This is a genomic window from Methylobacterium fujisawaense, from assembly GCF_014138435.1.
Classification (GTDB): Bacteria; Pseudomonadota; Alphaproteobacteria; order Rhizobiales; family Beijerinckiaceae; genus Methylobacterium; species Methylobacterium fujisawaense.
The window spans coordinates 514,987-529,902 of the sequence record NZ_JACJIM010000002.1; the positions used below are offsets into that span (position 1 = coordinate 514,987).

The window sequence follows — 14,916 nt, forward strand, 5'->3', positions numbered from 1 at the left end:
TCATCGGGCCGCCTCGGGCCGGAGAGCCGGGGCGCGGGCCTCCCGCACCGGCAGCGGCGCGATCTCGCCGATCACGAACAAATAGATGAAGGCGCCGAGCAGGCAGAAGCCGCCGGCCACGATCAGCGGGATGACGAACGAGCCCTGGGTGACGGTGAGCATGATGCCCGTGAAGGTCGTGGTCACGATCCCCGCGACGTTCGAGGCGAAGTTCTGAATGCCCCCGATCGAGGCCACATGGGCCGGCGTCGGCGCCACGTCGCCGGGCAGCGCCCAGATCGACGCCGCCGTGAAGGCGAGGCTGCCATAGGCGACCGCGAAGCACAGCAGAGCCACGTAGACGTTCGGGGCGATGATCGACAGCGTGATCACCGACGACATCAGCATGCCGCCGACGAGGCAGGTCTTGCGGGCCGCGGTGAGGCTCCAGCCGCGGCGGTAGAGCGCGTCCGACGCGAAGCCGCCGAGCCAGCCCGCGGGGATCGAGGCCAGGGCCGGCAGGCTGCCCAGCGTGCCGAGTTCGGCCAGCGAGAAGCCGCGCGCCTTGACCAGATAGGTCGGAAACCACGTGATGAAGAAGTAGATCACGAAGTTCAGACAGAAGAATCCTGCCATCATCCCCCAGACGGTGCGGTACCGGAACAGCGACAGCCACGGCACCTGATTCTGGGCGTCGGCGGCATCGACGGTCTTCGGCCGGTCCTGCGCGGCGCGGAGCCGGGCCAGTTCCTCCGGCGAGACCTTCGGGTGGTTCTCCGGCTCGCGGTAGAGCCACATCCAGAACACCGCCCAGACGAAGCCCAGCACGCCGGTGACGATGAAGGATTCCCGCCAGCCGAGCGTCGCGATCACCCAGGAGACCAGCGGGATCGCCAGCGCCGAGCCCACCCGGGAGCCGCTGTCGAAGATGCTGCTGGCGAAGCTGCGCTCGCCGCGGGGAAACCACGAGGCCGCGACCTTGGCGAAGGACGGATAGGCCCCGGCCTCGCCGATGCCGAGCAGCATGCGCAGGCCGAGCAGCGACAGGAAGCCCCGTCCGGCCGCGGTCAGCGCCGTGCAGGCCGACCACCAGACAACCGCGACCACCAGGGAGAGCCGCGCGCCGACCCGGTCGGCCACGTAGCCGAAGGGCAGCTGCATGATCGCGTAGGTCCAGAAGAAGCCCGACAGGATCAGGCCCATATCGGTGGCGTCGAGCCCCAGTTCCTTGGACATGGACGGCGCCGCGACCGCGAGATTGGCGCGGTCGATGTAATTGATGGCGTTGGCGGCCATGCAGAGGCCGATCATGAGCCAGCGCAAACGAGGCATCGCGTTCTCCTCCCGAATGCCGGGGATGGCGTCCCCGGGCCGTGCGGCGCCCCCGTTTTGGCCGGGGGTCGCCGCCGATCGTGGTGTGGCGCCGGGCCTTGTCCGGCTCAGTCGCGGTAGGCGTTCCCGTCGAGGCCGTGCGGCCGGCCGGCGGCCAGGAGGGTTTCCCAGACGGGCTCGGGCAGCGGCACGCCCTCGGCGAGGCGTTCGGCGCGCATCCGCCGCTCCGGCTCGCCCGGCAGCAGAACCTCGGCGCCGGGCATCGGCTTGGCGCTCTTGAAGAAATCGAGATAGGCCCGTGTCTCGGCGGCGAGCACATCCTCGGTGCCGAGGGCGGCGGGCGTGACGTAGATCGACAGCATGCCGTTGCAGATCCGCCGCTGTCCGGGGCCGGCGGTTCCGGAGCCGGTGAGCGCGCCGGCGAGCAGCTCGCACATCAGCGCGAGGCCCGATCCCTTGTGCTCGCCGAAGGCCCGGATCGCCCCGGCGCCGCGCTGGTTGTCGCGCTCGACGCCCTCCAGCGGTCCGAACAGCGTCACCGGATCGGCGCTCAGGCGGCCGTCGGGCTCGATCAGCGCGCCCTCCGGCAGCGGCTTGCCGCCCCGGGACGCGACGAGCACCTTGCCCTCGGCCACCAGCGAGGTGGCGAAGTCGAGGATGATCGGCTCGGAATCCGGAACCGGGAAGCCGGCGGCGAACGGCGCCGTCGAGAACCGGCGCTCCACCGAGCCGAAAGGCGCCACGAGGAGGCTGCCCGCCACGTTGACGAAATGCACCGAGACGAGCCCCGCCGCCGCCGCCCGCTCGGCCCACTCGCCGATCCGGCCGATATGCCCGGCGTGCCGCAGGGCAATGATCGCAACACCGTTCTCCCGCGCCTTGGCGATCCCGAGATCGACGGCGACGGGGCCGGCCGTCTGGCCGAATCCGTAATGGGCGTCCACGAGGGCGAAGTTCGGCGCGTCGGTGACGATCTCGGGCGTGCGGCCGGCCTCGACCTCGCCCGCGCGCAGCCATTCGACGTAGCGGGTGACGCGGACGACCCCGTGGCTGTCGTGGCCGGTGAGGTTGGCCGCCACCAGGAACCGGCCGATCCGTTCGGCCTCCGGCTCGGCGCAGCCCTCGCGCACGAAGATGTCCCGCACATAGGCGGACAGCCTGTCGGCCGAAATCCGCATTCCGTTCCTCCCTCGCCGCGCTTCACCGAGCGCGTGCGGGATGAACCTAGCGGTCTCGGACGTGCAGGGCGAGCACCCGGGGGTGACGGGAGACGCCACCTGTCGTCCCCGAGGGCTCGGTCAACGATCCGACGGGACCGGGCCGGGCGGATCGCCGTAGGGATAGAAGTCGGCCGCCCGCATCTGCGCGTAGGGGAGATGACCGAGCCGCACCGTCCCGAGGAACGGCTCCGGGGGCTCCACCAGCAGGATCGTGCGGGCGTAGCCGCTGTCGTCGAAGCCGCGCCGGAAATGCACCCGCGACTTGATCGCCACGACGTCGAAATCGGCCGGCTCCAGGCCGAGACGCCACAGCTCCTCCGGGTCGACGATCTGCGCGAGCTGCGGGCTCAGGACGAGCACGTTGCCGCCTCCGAAGGCGACGCAGATCCAGGTTCCGCCGCCACCGCCGCTGCCGGCGACACCGGGCTCCGGTGCCGCGACGACGCGCAGCACGGTTCCGGTGATCCGTACCGGATCGCCCGCGGACGGGTCGCCGCCGCCGCCGACCGGCGCGTCGAACGGGTCGCCCACCGCGATCTCCCGCGCCGCCGCCAGGACCGCGGGCGACGCGACGGTGGCGACCAGGGTGCGGGTGAGACCTTGCCGGAGGATCTCGCTAAGCAGCCAGGTCGCCCGGCCGGACCGGTCGCTGTGGTCGGCGAGGACGACCGGAACGGCGCCCTCCGCGACCGCCGCCCGGGCGAGGCGCACGCCTTCGGCGATCGTATGGATCCGCGTCGCCTCGAGCAGCGAACGCCGCTGCCGCCACGCGAAATCCGCGACGTCCCGCGCCACGCGGTCGGCGAGTTCCGGATCGCCGTTGGTGATCGCCTGCACGGTCATCCCGCCATCCGGAGCATCGCCCCACGGGAAGCCGAAGAAGACGTTGACGAACACGTCCGGCTCGCGCGCCTCCCAGACGAGGGCGCGCTGCACGAGGTCGGCCCAGGGCGTGGCACCGGTCCATTGGACCACGGTGGGTGACAGGATCGGCACCTTGAGGGTCCGATGCGCCGGCCGGTAATCGCCGCGCACGGCGCGGACCAGCATCCGGGCGGCCCGCTGGCCCTGAAGGTGGCCGTCGTAATGCGGGAAATACTTCACCGCGAAGGCCAGGTCGGCATGGTCGAGGAAGGCCTGATCCTCGTTCCCGTGCAGATCGAAGGTCCCGACGAGAACCGCCGCGTCGCCCACCGCCGCGCGGACCTGCCGGGCGATGTCGGCCTCGGGCCGGGGAACGCCGCGCACCGCCATCGCGCCGTGCAGCGCGAGGTAGACGCCGTCGAACGGACCCGTCGCCCGCAACTCCGAGATCATCCGTCCGAGGAAATGCGCGTAGGCGTCCGCAGTGATCCAGCCGGAGGCGGTGCCGGTGCGCGGCCAGAGCGGCGAGGTGATGCCGACCAGCGCGACGCCGTCGTATTCCCGCGCCACTTGCACGAAGCCGCCCATGTAGCCCTTGGGATCGGTGGCGAGCAGCGCGTCTCCGGCGGCCGGCGAACCGGGATAGATGAAGTCGTCCCGGGTCGTGTCGTTCGGCAGGAACGTCACGGTCTCGTGCGTGAACTGGAGGACGGCGAGGCGCATCGATGGTGGGCCCTCTGGGATCCGGGTGACGATCAGGCGATCTCGCGCACGAGCTTGGCGATGAGCGCGCGGCCGAAGGCCGCGAAGCTCTCGGCGGTCATCACGAAGGCGCCCTCGCCGCCGATGACGACGGCCCGGTAATACGCCGCCAGACCGCCCGACGGGTTGGTGTGTTCCTTCAGAAAGTCCGGCATCCCCTCGGGATCGCTGAGGATCACGATGCCGTTCACCGTGATGCCGGATGCCACGGCGGCGTCCCGGGCCTCCGCGATGGAGCGCCCGGCATTGCCGGTGCCGTCGCCCGAGATGTCGATCACCCGCCGGTCGGCGCGGAACGGCGCCCGCGCCAGCAGATCGGTGGCGAAGGCGATCGCCGAGCCGATGGCGGTGCGGCCATAGAACGGGCGCGGTACGGTCAGCAGACGGGCGGCGAAGGCGGCCGCATCGCCGGCCGAGCCGATCACCATCCAGTCGACCGCCACCTGCTGCTCGCCGGGGCCGGCCCAGTCGAACAGGGCGACACCGATGCGGCCGGTCGGGCCCTCGCCGATGGCGCGGAGCACGCGCGGATCCGCGAAGGCCTCCGCGTAGCCCCTGCGCTCGAGTTCGAACCGGGCCGCGCTGATGCTGAGCGACACGTCCGCCGCCAGGACGAGGAGGAGGTCGACCCCCGGATCGGCCGCATGGGCGCGGCGACCGGCCAGCGACAGGGCGGCAAGCATCCCGGACAGAAACGGGCGTCGCCGCATGGTCGACCCTCGATGGCAAGCGCCTGTGCGGAACGGCGGACGCTCACACCTCTGCAACGAGCCTGCCACCCCGCCGGTTCAGGCCGTCCGGCCGCACTGCGCAAATGGGGGCCGCGGCGCGGAAAAGTTCCGCCCCCGGCACGCGGATCTGCGCCGCTTTCCGCCGCATCACGCTCCGAACGCGCTGCCCTACCTGCCGCGGATAGAGGCGCTGATGGCGCCGCCTTTCCAGAGTCCGTCGACATGAAGCTTGTTCGCCGAATCGGTCGCGCCATCGAGAGCGGGATCGTCGGAGCCGTCACCGGTACCGTCGCGCTCGTCAGCCGGACGATCGACGGCGCGATCGGGCTGGTGGGCCGCCTGTCCGACCGGCTCGACGGCCGGCTCGCGGCGCTGGCGCGCGAGTCCCGGGCACGCCACGAGCGCGAGGGCCGCCGACAGATCGACCCGATCTCGCTGAAATAGGCGTAGCCGGCACCCGGGCGCTACAGCCCGGGTCCCTTCGCGGCGCCGAAGATGCGGCCCGGCCTGCCATCGGCCGCGCCCTGCAGGAGGACGACCCAGCTGTCCGCGTCGGCGATGTGGGCCTGGGCATCGGGCACCTCGAAACTGATTGGCTGGCCCGTCCAGTGGCCGAGGCGCTGCATGCCCCGCACGACGTTCACGTAGGTCGCCGTCCGGCCGCCATTCTCCCCGGCCTGGATCGCGATGGCGCGGCTGCGCAGCACCGGCACGAGCCAGACATCGCCGCGGATCTCGGTCTTGGCCTCCGGGGCCGCCCCGACCTCCACCAGGATCCGGTCGCCCTTCATCTCCCCCCGCACCGGGACCGGCAGCCCGCCGTGCTGGCAGGCCTCGCGGATCAGCCGGTCCAGTGCCGGCCGGTCGGAGCCCACGGCGAACCCGTTGCCGTCAACCACCACTTGCGGTGTGAAGACCTGCCGCGCCCCCCGGCCCCGGGCGTAGGCCCGCTGGCGTTCGGTCAACGGCCGCAGCGCCAGCGTGTCCTTCCAGCCGAGATAGTCCCAGTAGGTCACCGGCAGGGTCAGGGCGACGACGCCGGGCTTGCGGGCCAGATCGCGCAGAACCGGATCCGCGGCCCGGCAGGCGCCGCATCCCTGGCTGGTGAACAATTCCACCACGGCGCGGACCGGCTCGGCCCGCGCCGGCATGGCGGCGAGCGCCGCGCAGGCCAACACGGCGGCGCGGAGCGCGCGGCGGTCGCGGATCGGGGCGCGGGGCCGGGGCGTCATCGATCCATCAGACCGTCTGGGAGGCCGAAGGTGAAATCACGTTGGCTTGAGAAGCCTCTACCGTCGGTTGAGATAGTGCTGGGGTCACTCTTGCCCTCGGCAGCATGTCGGGCCGCCAGCGGCGATGCATCCACAGCCACTGCCCGGGATTTTCGCGCACCCAGCCCTCCACGACGGCTGTCATCGCCTGCATGGCGCCGGCCACGTCGATGGTCCCGTCGGCGGCCCGGGGCAGGTCGAGGGGCGGGGTCAGGTCCAGGCGGAAGCGGCCCTCCGGCAGGCGCACGACGCGCACGCCATGGACCGGGCAGTCGTAATGGCGGGCGAGCTTGGCGAGCAGCGGGTTGGCGAGGCAGGGCCGGCCGAGGAAGTTCACCACGACGCCGCGGGTGAAATGCTGATCGATGAGCTGGCCCAGATGGCCGCCATTCTCGACCACGTCGCGCATGGCGAAGACGGCCCCCGGCGTAGATGCGGCCAAGCCGCCCATCGTCTTGCGCCGGACCTCCTGGACCAGGCGCGCCGCGGCCGGATTGTTGGGCGGGCGGAAGACCGCGGTGGCGTCCAGGCCGAACCGGGCCGCGCAGATCGCCGGCAGCTCCCAATTCGCCAGATGCGCCGAGAAGATGAGACCCGGCTCGCCGTCGTCGCGCAGGGCGTAGAAGTGCTCGATGCCCGACACCTCGGTCCGCGTCGGGCCCGTCGCGGCGGGATCGTAATCGAACAGGGTGTCGAGATGGGCGTACTCGGCCCCCGTCCGCCCGAGATTGTCCCAGGCCTCCAGGGCGATCCGTCTCCGCTCCGCGTCCGGCAAGTCGGGGAACGCCGCCCGCAGATTCGCCATCGCGGTGCGGTGCGCCGGCAGGAGCGGTCCGAGGGTGCGCAGCAGCAGCGCCGCGAATGCCGTGGACCGCACCGGCCCGAGGAGGCGCGCCAGAAGGACCAGGGCCCGGATCACCGGCACCATGGCGAAACCCGCGAGGCGCGGGTACGATCGTTTCAGCAGGAGGGCGAGACGCAGCACAATCGATTCCAGGGATACGGTCCGGGCGGCCCCCCAGCGACCCGTACGGCGACGTTTACGCCAAGTCTCTCGCGGCGCGAAATGTTGATCGCGACACCCGGAGACATTGCAGCGCCCGACGGGCGCGCCGCCGTCGGCGCTACAGGCTGACGAGGATCTTGCCGAACACCCGGCGCGATTCGAGCCGCTCCAGACCCTGCGCGAAATCGGCGAGCGGGTACACCGTGTCGACGACCGGCCGGATGCCGGCTTCCATCTTCGCGAGCGACTGACCGATATTGGCGAGCGAGCAGCCGAAAGAGCCGGTGATGCGGTATTGCTGCTGAAACAGCTGCATCAGGTTCATGGTGGTCGAGACACCCGAGGTCGACCCGCAGGTCACGAGGCGGCCGCCGCGCTTCAGACAGAGCAGGGAGCCGTTCCAGGTGTCGGCGCCGACATGCTCGAACACCACGTCGACGCCCTTGCGCTTCGTCAGCCGGCGGACCTCGCCCTCGAAGCGCTCGGTGCGGTAGTTGATGACGTGGTCGGCGCCGAGTTCCGCGGCCTTGCGGCCTTTCTCGTCGTCGCCGACGGTCGTGTAGACGGTGCAGCCGATCGCCTTGGCCATGCGGATCGCCCCGGTGCCGATGCCAGAGCCGCCGGCATGGACCAGCACGCTCTCGCCGGGCTCCAGCCGGGCATTGTCGAACAGCATGTGCTGGACCGTGCCGAAGGCGATGCCCGCACAGGCGGCGTCGGTGTCGCTGACCCCGTCCGGCACCTTCACGACGAGGCGGGCCGGCAGGGTGACCAACTCCCGGGCGAAGCCGTCGAGATGGAAGCCCATCACCCCGGACACGTCCTCGCAGAGGTTGTCGCGCCCCTCGCGGCAGGCCCGGCATCGGCCGCAGGTCATGGCCCCGTAGGGCACGACCCGGTCCCCGGCCGCGAGGCCGGTGACCGCCGCTCCGACCGACTCGACGATCCCGGCCGCTTCCGCGCCGACGATCAGCGGCATCTTCCGCTTGGCGAAGGCCATGCCGCGAAAGCCCCAGACATCGATGAAATTGAGGCCGACGGCGCGGATGCGGATCCGGACCTCGTCGGCGCCCGGTGCGGGCGGCGGCTCGATCTCGGTCAGGCGCAGGTCGCGGTCGCCGAACAGCTGCAGGGCTTTCATCGTCTCTCTCATCACTCCGGCGCCAGATATCGCCGCCGCGCCCAGCCCAGGACCCGTCCGGCCTTCACCCGGCACCACGTGGTGCGGCTCGGCGTATCGTTGGTGCAGCCGAAGACCAGGGCACGCGTGCGGATCTCGCCGATCTGCTCGGCGGACGGATCCGGCTCGGCGCGGATGCTGAGCGGCTCGCCCGGCGGCAGGCCGGAGATCCGGTAGACCTGCGGCTCCGCCCGGGCGTGGCCCGGGATCAGGACGGCCGCACAGCAGAAGGCGGCGGATAGGGCGAAGCTGGCGCGCATCGTCAGGATGGTCCGGTTCGGCGGGGCCACCGGTCAGGACCGGTGGACACCCATCATGGCGGTCAGGCCGCCATCGACGGGCAGCACGGTCCCCGTGATGTAGGCGGCCCCCTCGCCCATCAAAAAGGCCGTCAGCGCCGCGACATCCTCGGGCCGCCCGAACCGGCCGGCGGGAATCTGGCGCTCCATCCCGTCCCGGTAGGCGGCGTAGCGCTCCATCATGGCGGTGTCGACGAAGCCCGGGGCGATCACGTTGACGGTCACACCGCGCTTGGCGGTTTCGATCGCCAGCGTGCGGCAATAGGCGATGAGCGCGCCCTTGGTGGCCGCGTAGGCCGCGTTGCCGGCATTCGCCCGCAGGGCGGCGACGGACCCGATCGCCACGATGCGGCCCGACCGCGCCCGGGTCATCTCCCGGACGAGCGACTTGGCGAGCCGCGTCAACGAGAAGAAGTTGACCTGCATGGCCGCCTCGGCCCGCTCCTGATCGAGCATCGCCGCGAGGGCGTCACAGGACTGGCCGGCATTGTGGACGAGGCCGTAATAGCCCGCCGCTTCCGCGATCTCGCAGAACGCCTCCAGCGCCCCCCGATCGCCGAGATCGACGGAATGGGCCGCGAAGGCCCGGTCCGGATGCGCCGCACGCAGGTCGGCCAGCAAGGCCTGCGCGGCCTCGGCGGAGGCGCGATAGGTGAAGTCGACGCTCAGCCCGGCCTCGGCCAGGGCGCGGACGATCGCGGCGCCGATTCCGGACGCGCCGCCGGTCACGAGGACGCGGCTCTGGGCAAGTGCGGCGCTCACGCGGGCTCCGCGCCGAAGACCAGGCAGGTGTTCTGGCCGCCGAAGCCGAACGAGTTCGACAGCACCGTGCGCACCGGCAGGTCGCGGGCGGTCTCGACGATGTCGAGGGCGATGGTGGGGTCCGGCACCCGGTGGTTGATGGTCGGCGGGATCCGGCCGTGGCGGATGGTCAGCAGCGAGACCGCGGCCTCGATGGCGCCCGCCGCGGTCAGGGTGTGGCCGATCATCGACTTGTTCGAGGTCACCGGCAGGCTGGCCGCGCGGGCGCCGAACACGGCCCCCAGGCCCAGGGCCTCCATCTTGTCGTTCTCCGGCGTCGAGGTGCCGTGCGCGTTCACCGTGTCGATCGCCTCGGCCGCGACGCCGGCATCCTCCAGGCTGGCCCGGATCGCCGCGATGATCGGCGCGCCGTCGGGACTGGAGCGGGTGCGGTGGAAGCCGTCGCCCTTCTCGCCGCAGCCAAGGACGTAGCCGAGGATCGCGGCGCCCCGGGCGATCGCGGCCTCGGCGTCCTCAAGAACCAGAGCGGCCGCGCCCTCGCCCATCACGAAGCCGTCCCGGTCCTTCGAGAACGGCTTCGAGGCCGCTTCCGGCGCATCGTTGCGGGTGGACAGCGCCGAGAGCAGCGAGAAGCGGATCAGCGATTCCGGGTTCACCGACCCGTCGGTGCCGATGCAGAGCGCCGCCGCGGTCTCGCCGCGCCGGATCGCCTCGACGCCGAGCTGGATCGCCGTGGCCCCCGACGAGCAGGCGGTGGAGAGCGAGATCGGCGAGCCCTTGGTGCCGAAACGGTCGGCGATGCGGTCGGCGACCGTGCCGAAGATGAACAGGTCGTGCCAGGGATCGAAGCGGCGCGTCGCGGCAGCCCGCAGCAGGCCGGCATAGTCGACCGGACCGTCGCCGCCCGCGGCCTCGGCCAGGGCCTGCCGCTGGGGCCATTCCATCTCCACCGGCGGGACCGCGATGAACAGCGCGCCCGGGAAATCGCCGCTGGTGCCGATCCCGGCCTGCGCCACCGCTTCCTCGGCGGCGACGGCGGCGAACCGCTCCGACAGGAGCGGCGCGACGAGGGGATCGGTGTCGAGGAAGTCCACCGTCCCGGCGATGCGCGTGCGCAGACCGTCGGTGGGAAACCGCGCGATGGCATGGATGCCGGACCGGCCCTCGGTCATGGCCGTCCAGGTATCGGCCTGTCCCCGACCGAGGGAGGAAACGACGCCGATGCCGGTAACCGCGACGAGCGGCCGGCCCTTGGCGTCGCGGTAGGATCGCGCGCTCATGGAGCGGTCCTTACGGGATTTTCCGCCGCGGTACACCTCCGGACCGAGGGGCTTGCGGCCGCGCTGCCATCATTCCGAGGCGCCGGAGGCGAGGCCGGGACGATGGCAACGCGGTCTCGGATCGGCGACGTCCGAGACCCGGCGCGCCGCTTCTCCTGTGCGGCCGGAACCACCAGGCTGCAGGTTTCTAGGTGCGCGGGGCGTTGGCGAGACGGAGCACGGTCTGCAGCAGCACGTCGGCGCCGGCTGCGCAGTCGGCCTGTGTGGCGGATTCGGCCTCGTTGTGGCTGATCCCGTCCTTGCACGGCACGAAGATCATCGCGGCGGGCACCTTGGCGGCGAGGTTGCAGGCATCGTGGCCGGCGCCCGAAATAATTCGGCGCCGCGCATGCCCCAGGCTCTCGGCGGCCGCATCGATCGCCGCCACGATGGCGGGATCGAACGGCACCGGCTCCTTCCGCCAGATCCGCGTCAGCGCGATCTCCAGGCGACGGCGTCCAGCGATCTCGGCGGCCGCCTCGGCCAGGTCCGCCTCCATGGCGTCGAGGGTCGCTGAGCGCGGGTCACGCAAATCCACCGTGAAGGCGACCCGGCCCGGCACGACGTTGCGGGACGGCGCCAGGATCGCGGCCTCGCCGATCGTGGCCACGGCAGAGGGCGCGTGCGCCAGGGCGATCCGCTCGGCCGCGAGGGCGAACTCGGAGAGGGCGAGCAGCGCGTCCCGGCGGCGCGGCATCGGCGTGGTGCCGGCATGGCTCTCGAAGCCGGTGATGACGCCGTCGAACCACATGATGCCCTGGCCGCCCTCGACCACGCCGATGGTCTTGCCCTCGGCTTCCAGGATCGGGCCCTGCTCGATATGCAGTTCCACGAAAGCGCCGATCTCCCGCGTGCCGACGGCCTCGACCCCGCGATAGCCGATGGCGTCGAGGGCTTCCGCCACCGTCGTGCCGGCGGCGTCGCGCTTGGCCAGGATCTCGTCGGTGGTGAAGTCTCCCGCATAGGCCGCCGAGGCCATCATGGCGGGGGCGAAGCGCGAGCCTTCCTCATTGGTCCAGTTGACCACGAGCAGCGGCGCGTCGGTCTCGATCCCGGCATCGTTCAGGCTGCGCATCACCTCGAGGCCCGCCAGGACGCCGAGGACGCCGTCGAATTTGCCGCCGGTGGGCTGGGTGTCGAGATGCGAGCCGAAGGCGATCGGCTTGCGGGCCATGTCCCGGCCCGGCCGCAGGGCGTATTGGGTGCCCAGCGCATCGACCGACACCGTCAGCCCGGCCGCCTCGCAGGCCTCCCGGAACCAGTCGCGGACCTGGCCGTCCTCGGCCGAGAGCGTCAGGCGGTTGATGCCGCCGGCCGGCGTGCCGCCGAACGCCGCGGTCTCCAAGATCGTGGCCCAGAGTCGCGCACCATCGGCGCGCAGGTTGTGGGTCTTGCTGAGGCTCATCTCGGCCATGCCGGTTCCTTTCACGGCGGGTCGCCGTGCGACGGGGTCTTTATAGGCGGGCGCGGCCGGCTGGGCAGCGCGTCCGCGCCGAGCAACCGCGATGCCAACCGGATCTGTCAGACCGGCGGGCGTCGGACCGGATTCGCGCGGAGCAGTCCGATCGCGTCGACCCGCAGGGCTACGGCGATCTCGCCGAGGGCGCTCGCCTCGATGTTGCTGATCCCGTCCTGATCGGCGACGTCCGCGGCGATCAGGAAGACGTTCTCGCGCTGGTTCGCGGGGCGCTCGGCGACCGCCGCCACATGGCGCAGATTCTCGGCCCGGCCGAGCCGGGTCCTCGCCCGGGCGATGCCCTCGTAGAGTTCGGTCTCCAGCATCAAAGCGTCGTAGCCCTTCATCAGGACCGGGTCGGCCTTCAGGCCGAGCAGAGCCGCGTCGAATTCCGGACCGGCGACCTCGCCGTCGGCGACGATGACGTTGGCCGCAGCCGAGACTGCCGCGAGCATCAGCGCCTTGTCACCGGCATAGGCCGTCACGGTACGGCCGACATGGCCGAAGAGATCGCGCAGAAGGCTCATTCGGGACTGTCGGCGGCAGGGTCGGACGTCGGGAGTGATCGGGAGGGATAGCAGACGGCGGCGCGGAGGAAACCCATCCCCGAAGGTCAGCCCATAAAAGGGGTCGGCTCCCGAGACCAGACATCCTTCGGCAACATGGCCATGCGAGATTTTCGGTCGACCGCGTTCCAAAGCGCGGCCGGCGAAATGCGGCTTCAGCGATTCCCCCTCCGCGGAAGCCGTGCACGTCGTCACGCCGCCGGAACGAAGTTCGGGTGCCCCCCAGGCCCGCGCTTCGAGCCGGCGGCGGTCTCCCCCGGGCAATACTCCGCCGCTATCGACAGGGCCGCGGGCCGGCGGGCGCCGGATCTGTATCCCGCGCCGATAAACGCCCGGGGTCGGTCGGCGCTCCATCCGTCAAAAAGCGCGTTCCGTGGCTCGGCGCGACGCGGATCGACCCGTTCGGCCTCCGATACGGTTCGGGCGCTCGCCCCGTCGACGCGGGTTGCCGTTGCGGCGCCGGGCTCCCCCGACGGTCAGAGTTCTCGAAGATCCCGAATCCGCCTCTCCGGATCAGACGCCCCCCCGGAGACGACGAGATGCCGGGCGCGCAGGTCAGGATGGCCTGCGCGGCACCGCCCTCACGAGGGGAGCCGTGCAGACCCGGCTCCGGCTCGCAGGGCGGCCCGGATCGCGTCAGCGCCAGAACGGCTTGACGTCGAGGAGGTCGGACCGGGCCTCCGCGGCGGCGTCGAGCAGCTTCTGCGCCCCGGGGTCGTCCGGTCCCGGCATCGGCGGGCCGGACAGGCTCTCGGTCATCGACCGGGCCGTCTCCAGATCGTTGAGTGCGCCGAGATGGTCCTGCAGGTCCGAAAGCGCGGCGCCGAACTTCTCCTGCCGGCGGACCGCCTTCTTCTTCCGGTAGAGATCGGCGAAGAACTCGGCGCCGTAGCGCAGCTTCTTGGCGGCGATCCGGGCCCGATGGCGGGTATGCGGGTCGAGGTGTCGGAGACCGCGCCCGCGCTTCTTCAGCCGCGACCGCGCCTTGTCGAGCACCTGCGCCGCGAAGTGACGCCCGTCGACGGCGGCGTCGGGCCCGTCGGCCCAGGACCCCGCCTCGACCCAGCCGGCCAAGTCGATGATGAGCGCGCGCCATCGTGGGCTTTCCAGGGTCGCCATCACCGCCTCGTAGGCGACGGCGCGCTCCGCTTCAGCCCGCTGGCGCAGCGCGTCGAGGCCTGGCTCGTCGGGCCGCTGCTTCGCGAGATCCGGAAGCGTGTCGCTGAGGAACACGTCGAGGTTGCGGGCGTGACCGAATGGCTCGGTGACCTGCTTGATCGAATCGTTGAAGCCCGCTGCCCGGGGATCGGCCTGCAGCATCGGACCGAACAGCGACAGCGCCGAGCGCAGGCGCCGCAGGGAGACGCGGATCTGGTGCAGGGCCTCGGGCGGGCGCCCCCCCTCCAGGAAGGCGGTCTCGTTGAGGCGCATGTGGCGCAGGCAGGCGCGTGCCACGTGACGGAAGACGTCCCCGGCGCTCGCTCCCTCCGGCAGGTCCACCGGCTCGGCCTTCACCACCGCCGGGCCGCGCCCGTCGAGCAGGGCGTAGCCGACCGCGCTCTTCGCGCGCACGCCGAGGCGCAGCGGCACGGTCTCGGCGAGGGACTGGGCCAGGACGAACAGGTCGGCCGGGTCGCCGTCCTGGAGTTCCAGCTCGACTTCGCAGAGCGGTGCATGGCCCCGCGCAGTCTCGACCTGGCCCTCGTCCAGCGTGACGAGAATCCGGGACGTGCCCTCCTCCACCGGGATCTCCCGGCGCATCACGACGGTGGAGAAGACCCGCTCCAGCGGGGCGTCGGCCTTGCGCAGGATCCGCTCCGCCGCCGTGTCGGCCCAGGCGGCCGGGTCGGGCGCTTCCCCGGCGATCTCGGTTTCCCACTCGGCCCGGTCGAACAGGCCGACGCCGCCGCTCCCGGCCTTCACGGTCTGGACGTGCCGGCCGCCCTTGGCGCGCACCCGGAGGGTCAAGCCGGCCTCGCGAAGCGCGCCGTCGGGGGTGTCGTAATAGGTGGTGACCAACCGTTCGGGCTCGGCTGTCGCCGCCTGCTTCAGCCGGGGGTGGGACGCGAGCGCCGTCAGGTCCGCACCGGCGCAGTCGAGCTTCAACTCGACCTCGCGGGGTTCCTCGGCGGCGTGGCTCTCGGTGTCGCTCATACGCTCCTCTTGATG

14 protein-coding genes are annotated in these 14,916 nt (G+C 71.6%); 1 reads left to right on the top strand and 13 read right to left on the bottom strand.

Annotated elements, in window-relative coordinates:
* The 4 genes from GGQ91_RS07315 to GGQ91_RS07330 form a co-directional block, all read right to left on the bottom strand.
* Nucleotides 1-1,311: an MFS transporter gene (locus tag GGQ91_RS07315; RefSeq protein ID WP_182591684.1), complete on the bottom strand. Its 1,311-nt coding sequence runs from the start codon at nucleotides 1,309-1,311 to the stop codon at nucleotides 1-3.
* 107 nt (nucleotides 1,312-1,418) lie between these two features.
* On the bottom strand, nucleotides 1,419-2,489 hold the full coding sequence (locus GGQ91_RS07320; protein ID WP_182591685.1) for a malate/lactate/ureidoglycolate dehydrogenase: 1,071 nt from the start codon (nucleotides 2,487-2,489) through the stop codon (nucleotides 1,419-1,421).
* A 120-nt stretch (nucleotides 2,490-2,609) separates the two neighbouring features.
* Nucleotides 2,610-4,118, bottom strand: a complete 1,509-nt coding sequence (locus GGQ91_RS07325; RefSeq protein ID WP_182591686.1) for a M81 family metallopeptidase — start codon at nucleotides 4,116-4,118, stop codon at nucleotides 2,610-2,612.
* A gap of 32 nt (nucleotides 4,119-4,150) precedes the next feature.
* Complete coding sequence (locus GGQ91_RS07330; RefSeq protein WP_043352785.1) at nucleotides 4,151-4,867, bottom strand: DUF1194 domain-containing protein; 717 nt, start codon at nucleotides 4,865-4,867, stop codon at nucleotides 4,151-4,153.
* A gap of 243 nt (nucleotides 4,868-5,110) precedes the next feature.
* Here GGQ91_RS07330 and GGQ91_RS07335 point away from each other — a divergent pair, with 243 nt between their 5' ends.
* Nucleotides 5,111-5,332 carry a hypothetical protein gene (locus GGQ91_RS07335; RefSeq protein ID WP_043758316.1) on the top strand — a complete coding sequence of 74 codons (222 nt, stop codon included), beginning with the start codon at nucleotides 5,111-5,113 and terminating at the stop codon, nucleotides 5,330-5,332.
* Nucleotides 5,333-5,352: 20 nt separating this feature from the next.
* On the opposite strand, the gene GGQ91_RS07340 is transcribed toward GGQ91_RS07335, so the two are convergent.
* The 9 genes from GGQ91_RS07340 to GGQ91_RS07380 all read right to left on the bottom strand — a co-directional run bounded on the left by GGQ91_RS07340 (nucleotide 5,353) and on the right by GGQ91_RS07380 (nucleotide 14,901).
* Complete coding sequence (locus GGQ91_RS07340) at nucleotides 5,353-6,120, bottom strand: DUF1223 domain-containing protein (protein ID WP_051975901.1); 768 nt, start codon at nucleotides 6,118-6,120, stop codon at nucleotides 5,353-5,355.
* Nucleotides 6,121-6,127: 7 nt separating this feature from the next.
* Nucleotides 6,128-7,144, bottom strand: a complete 1,017-nt coding sequence (locus GGQ91_RS07345) for a lipid A biosynthesis lauroyl acyltransferase (protein ID WP_111473833.1) — start codon at nucleotides 7,142-7,144, stop codon at nucleotides 6,128-6,130.
* 139 nt (nucleotides 7,145-7,283) lie between these two features.
* Nucleotides 7,284-8,306 (bottom strand): zinc-binding dehydrogenase, encoded by a 1,023-nt coding sequence (locus GGQ91_RS07350; RefSeq protein ID WP_182591687.1) that lies wholly within the window; start codon nucleotides 8,304-8,306, stop codon nucleotides 7,284-7,286.
* Between the two features lie 11 nt (nucleotides 8,307-8,317).
* Entirely contained in the window at nucleotides 8,318-8,635 is a 318-nt protein-coding gene (locus GGQ91_RS07355; RefSeq protein WP_078947411.1) for an SH3 domain-containing protein, read from the bottom strand.
* Between the two features lie 3 nt (nucleotides 8,636-8,638).
* Nucleotides 8,639-9,406, bottom strand: a complete 768-nt coding sequence (locus tag GGQ91_RS07360; protein ID WP_182591688.1) for an SDR family oxidoreductase — start codon at nucleotides 9,404-9,406, stop codon at nucleotides 8,639-8,641.
* Nucleotides 9,403-10,686 carry a beta-ketoacyl-ACP synthase gene (locus GGQ91_RS07365; RefSeq protein WP_043378480.1) on the bottom strand — a complete coding sequence of 428 codons (1,284 nt, stop codon included), beginning with the start codon at nucleotides 10,684-10,686 and terminating at the stop codon, nucleotides 9,403-9,405. The genes GGQ91_RS07360 and GGQ91_RS07365 overlap by 4 nt, the downstream gene beginning before the upstream one ends.
* Before the next feature lie 187 nt (nucleotides 10,687-10,873).
* Complete coding sequence (locus GGQ91_RS07370) at nucleotides 10,874-12,139, bottom strand: Zn-dependent hydrolase (RefSeq protein ID WP_403090967.1); 1,266 nt, start codon at nucleotides 12,137-12,139, stop codon at nucleotides 10,874-10,876.
* Nucleotides 12,140-12,246: 107 nt separating this feature from the next.
* The gene (locus tag GGQ91_RS07375) at nucleotides 12,247-12,708 is read right to left on the bottom strand and encodes a tellurite resistance TerB family protein (RefSeq protein ID WP_043351693.1); all 462 of its coding nucleotides are present in this window, start codon (nucleotides 12,706-12,708) and stop codon (nucleotides 12,247-12,249) included.
* A 675-nt stretch (nucleotides 12,709-13,383) separates the two neighbouring features.
* On the bottom strand, nucleotides 13,384-14,901 hold the full coding sequence (locus GGQ91_RS07380) for a CYTH and CHAD domain-containing protein (protein ID WP_182591689.1): 1,518 nt from the start codon (nucleotides 14,899-14,901) through the stop codon (nucleotides 13,384-13,386).
* Nucleotides 14,902-14,916: the final 15 nt, after the last annotated feature.

Excerpts from the sequence above, each read along its gene's own strand:
- GGQ91_RS07380 (WP_182591689.1), bottom strand. The coding sequence starts at position 14,901 with ATGAGCGACACCGAGAGCCACGCCGCCGAGGAACCCCGCGAGGTCGAG.
- GGQ91_RS07320 (WP_182591685.1), bottom strand. The coding sequence starts at position 2,489 with ATGCGGATTTCGGCCGACAGGCTGTCCGCCTATGTGCGGGACATCTTC.
- GGQ91_RS07315 (WP_182591684.1), bottom strand. The coding sequence starts at position 1,311 with ATGCCTCGTTTGCGCTGGCTCATGATCGGCCTCTGCATGGCCGCCAAC.
- GGQ91_RS07340 (WP_051975901.1), bottom strand. The coding sequence starts at position 6,120 with ATGACGCCCCGGCCCCGCGCCCCGATCCGCGACCGCCGCGCGCTCCGC.
- GGQ91_RS07350 (WP_182591687.1), bottom strand. The coding sequence starts at position 8,306 with ATGAAAGCCCTGCAGCTGTTCGGCGACCGCGACCTGCGCCTGACCGAG.
- GGQ91_RS07365 (WP_043378480.1), bottom strand. The coding sequence starts at position 10,686 with ATGAGCGCGCGATCCTACCGCGACGCCAAGGGCCGGCCGCTCGTCGCG.
- GGQ91_RS07375 (WP_043351693.1), bottom strand. The coding sequence starts at position 12,708 with ATGAGCCTTCTGCGCGATCTCTTCGGCCATGTCGGCCGTACCGTGACG.
- GGQ91_RS07335 (WP_043758316.1), top strand. The coding sequence starts at position 5,111 with ATGAAGCTTGTTCGCCGAATCGGTCGCGCCATCGAGAGCGGGATCGTC.
- GGQ91_RS07330 (WP_043352785.1), bottom strand. The coding sequence starts at position 4,867 with ATGCGGCGACGCCCGTTTCTGTCCGGGATGCTTGCCGCCCTGTCGCTG.
- GGQ91_RS07370 (WP_403090967.1), bottom strand. The coding sequence starts at position 12,139 with ATGGCCGAGATGAGCCTCAGCAAGACCCACAACCTGCGCGCCGATGGT.
- GGQ91_RS07325 (WP_182591686.1), bottom strand. The coding sequence starts at position 4,118 with ATGCGCCTCGCCGTCCTCCAGTTCACGCACGAGACCGTGACGTTCCTG.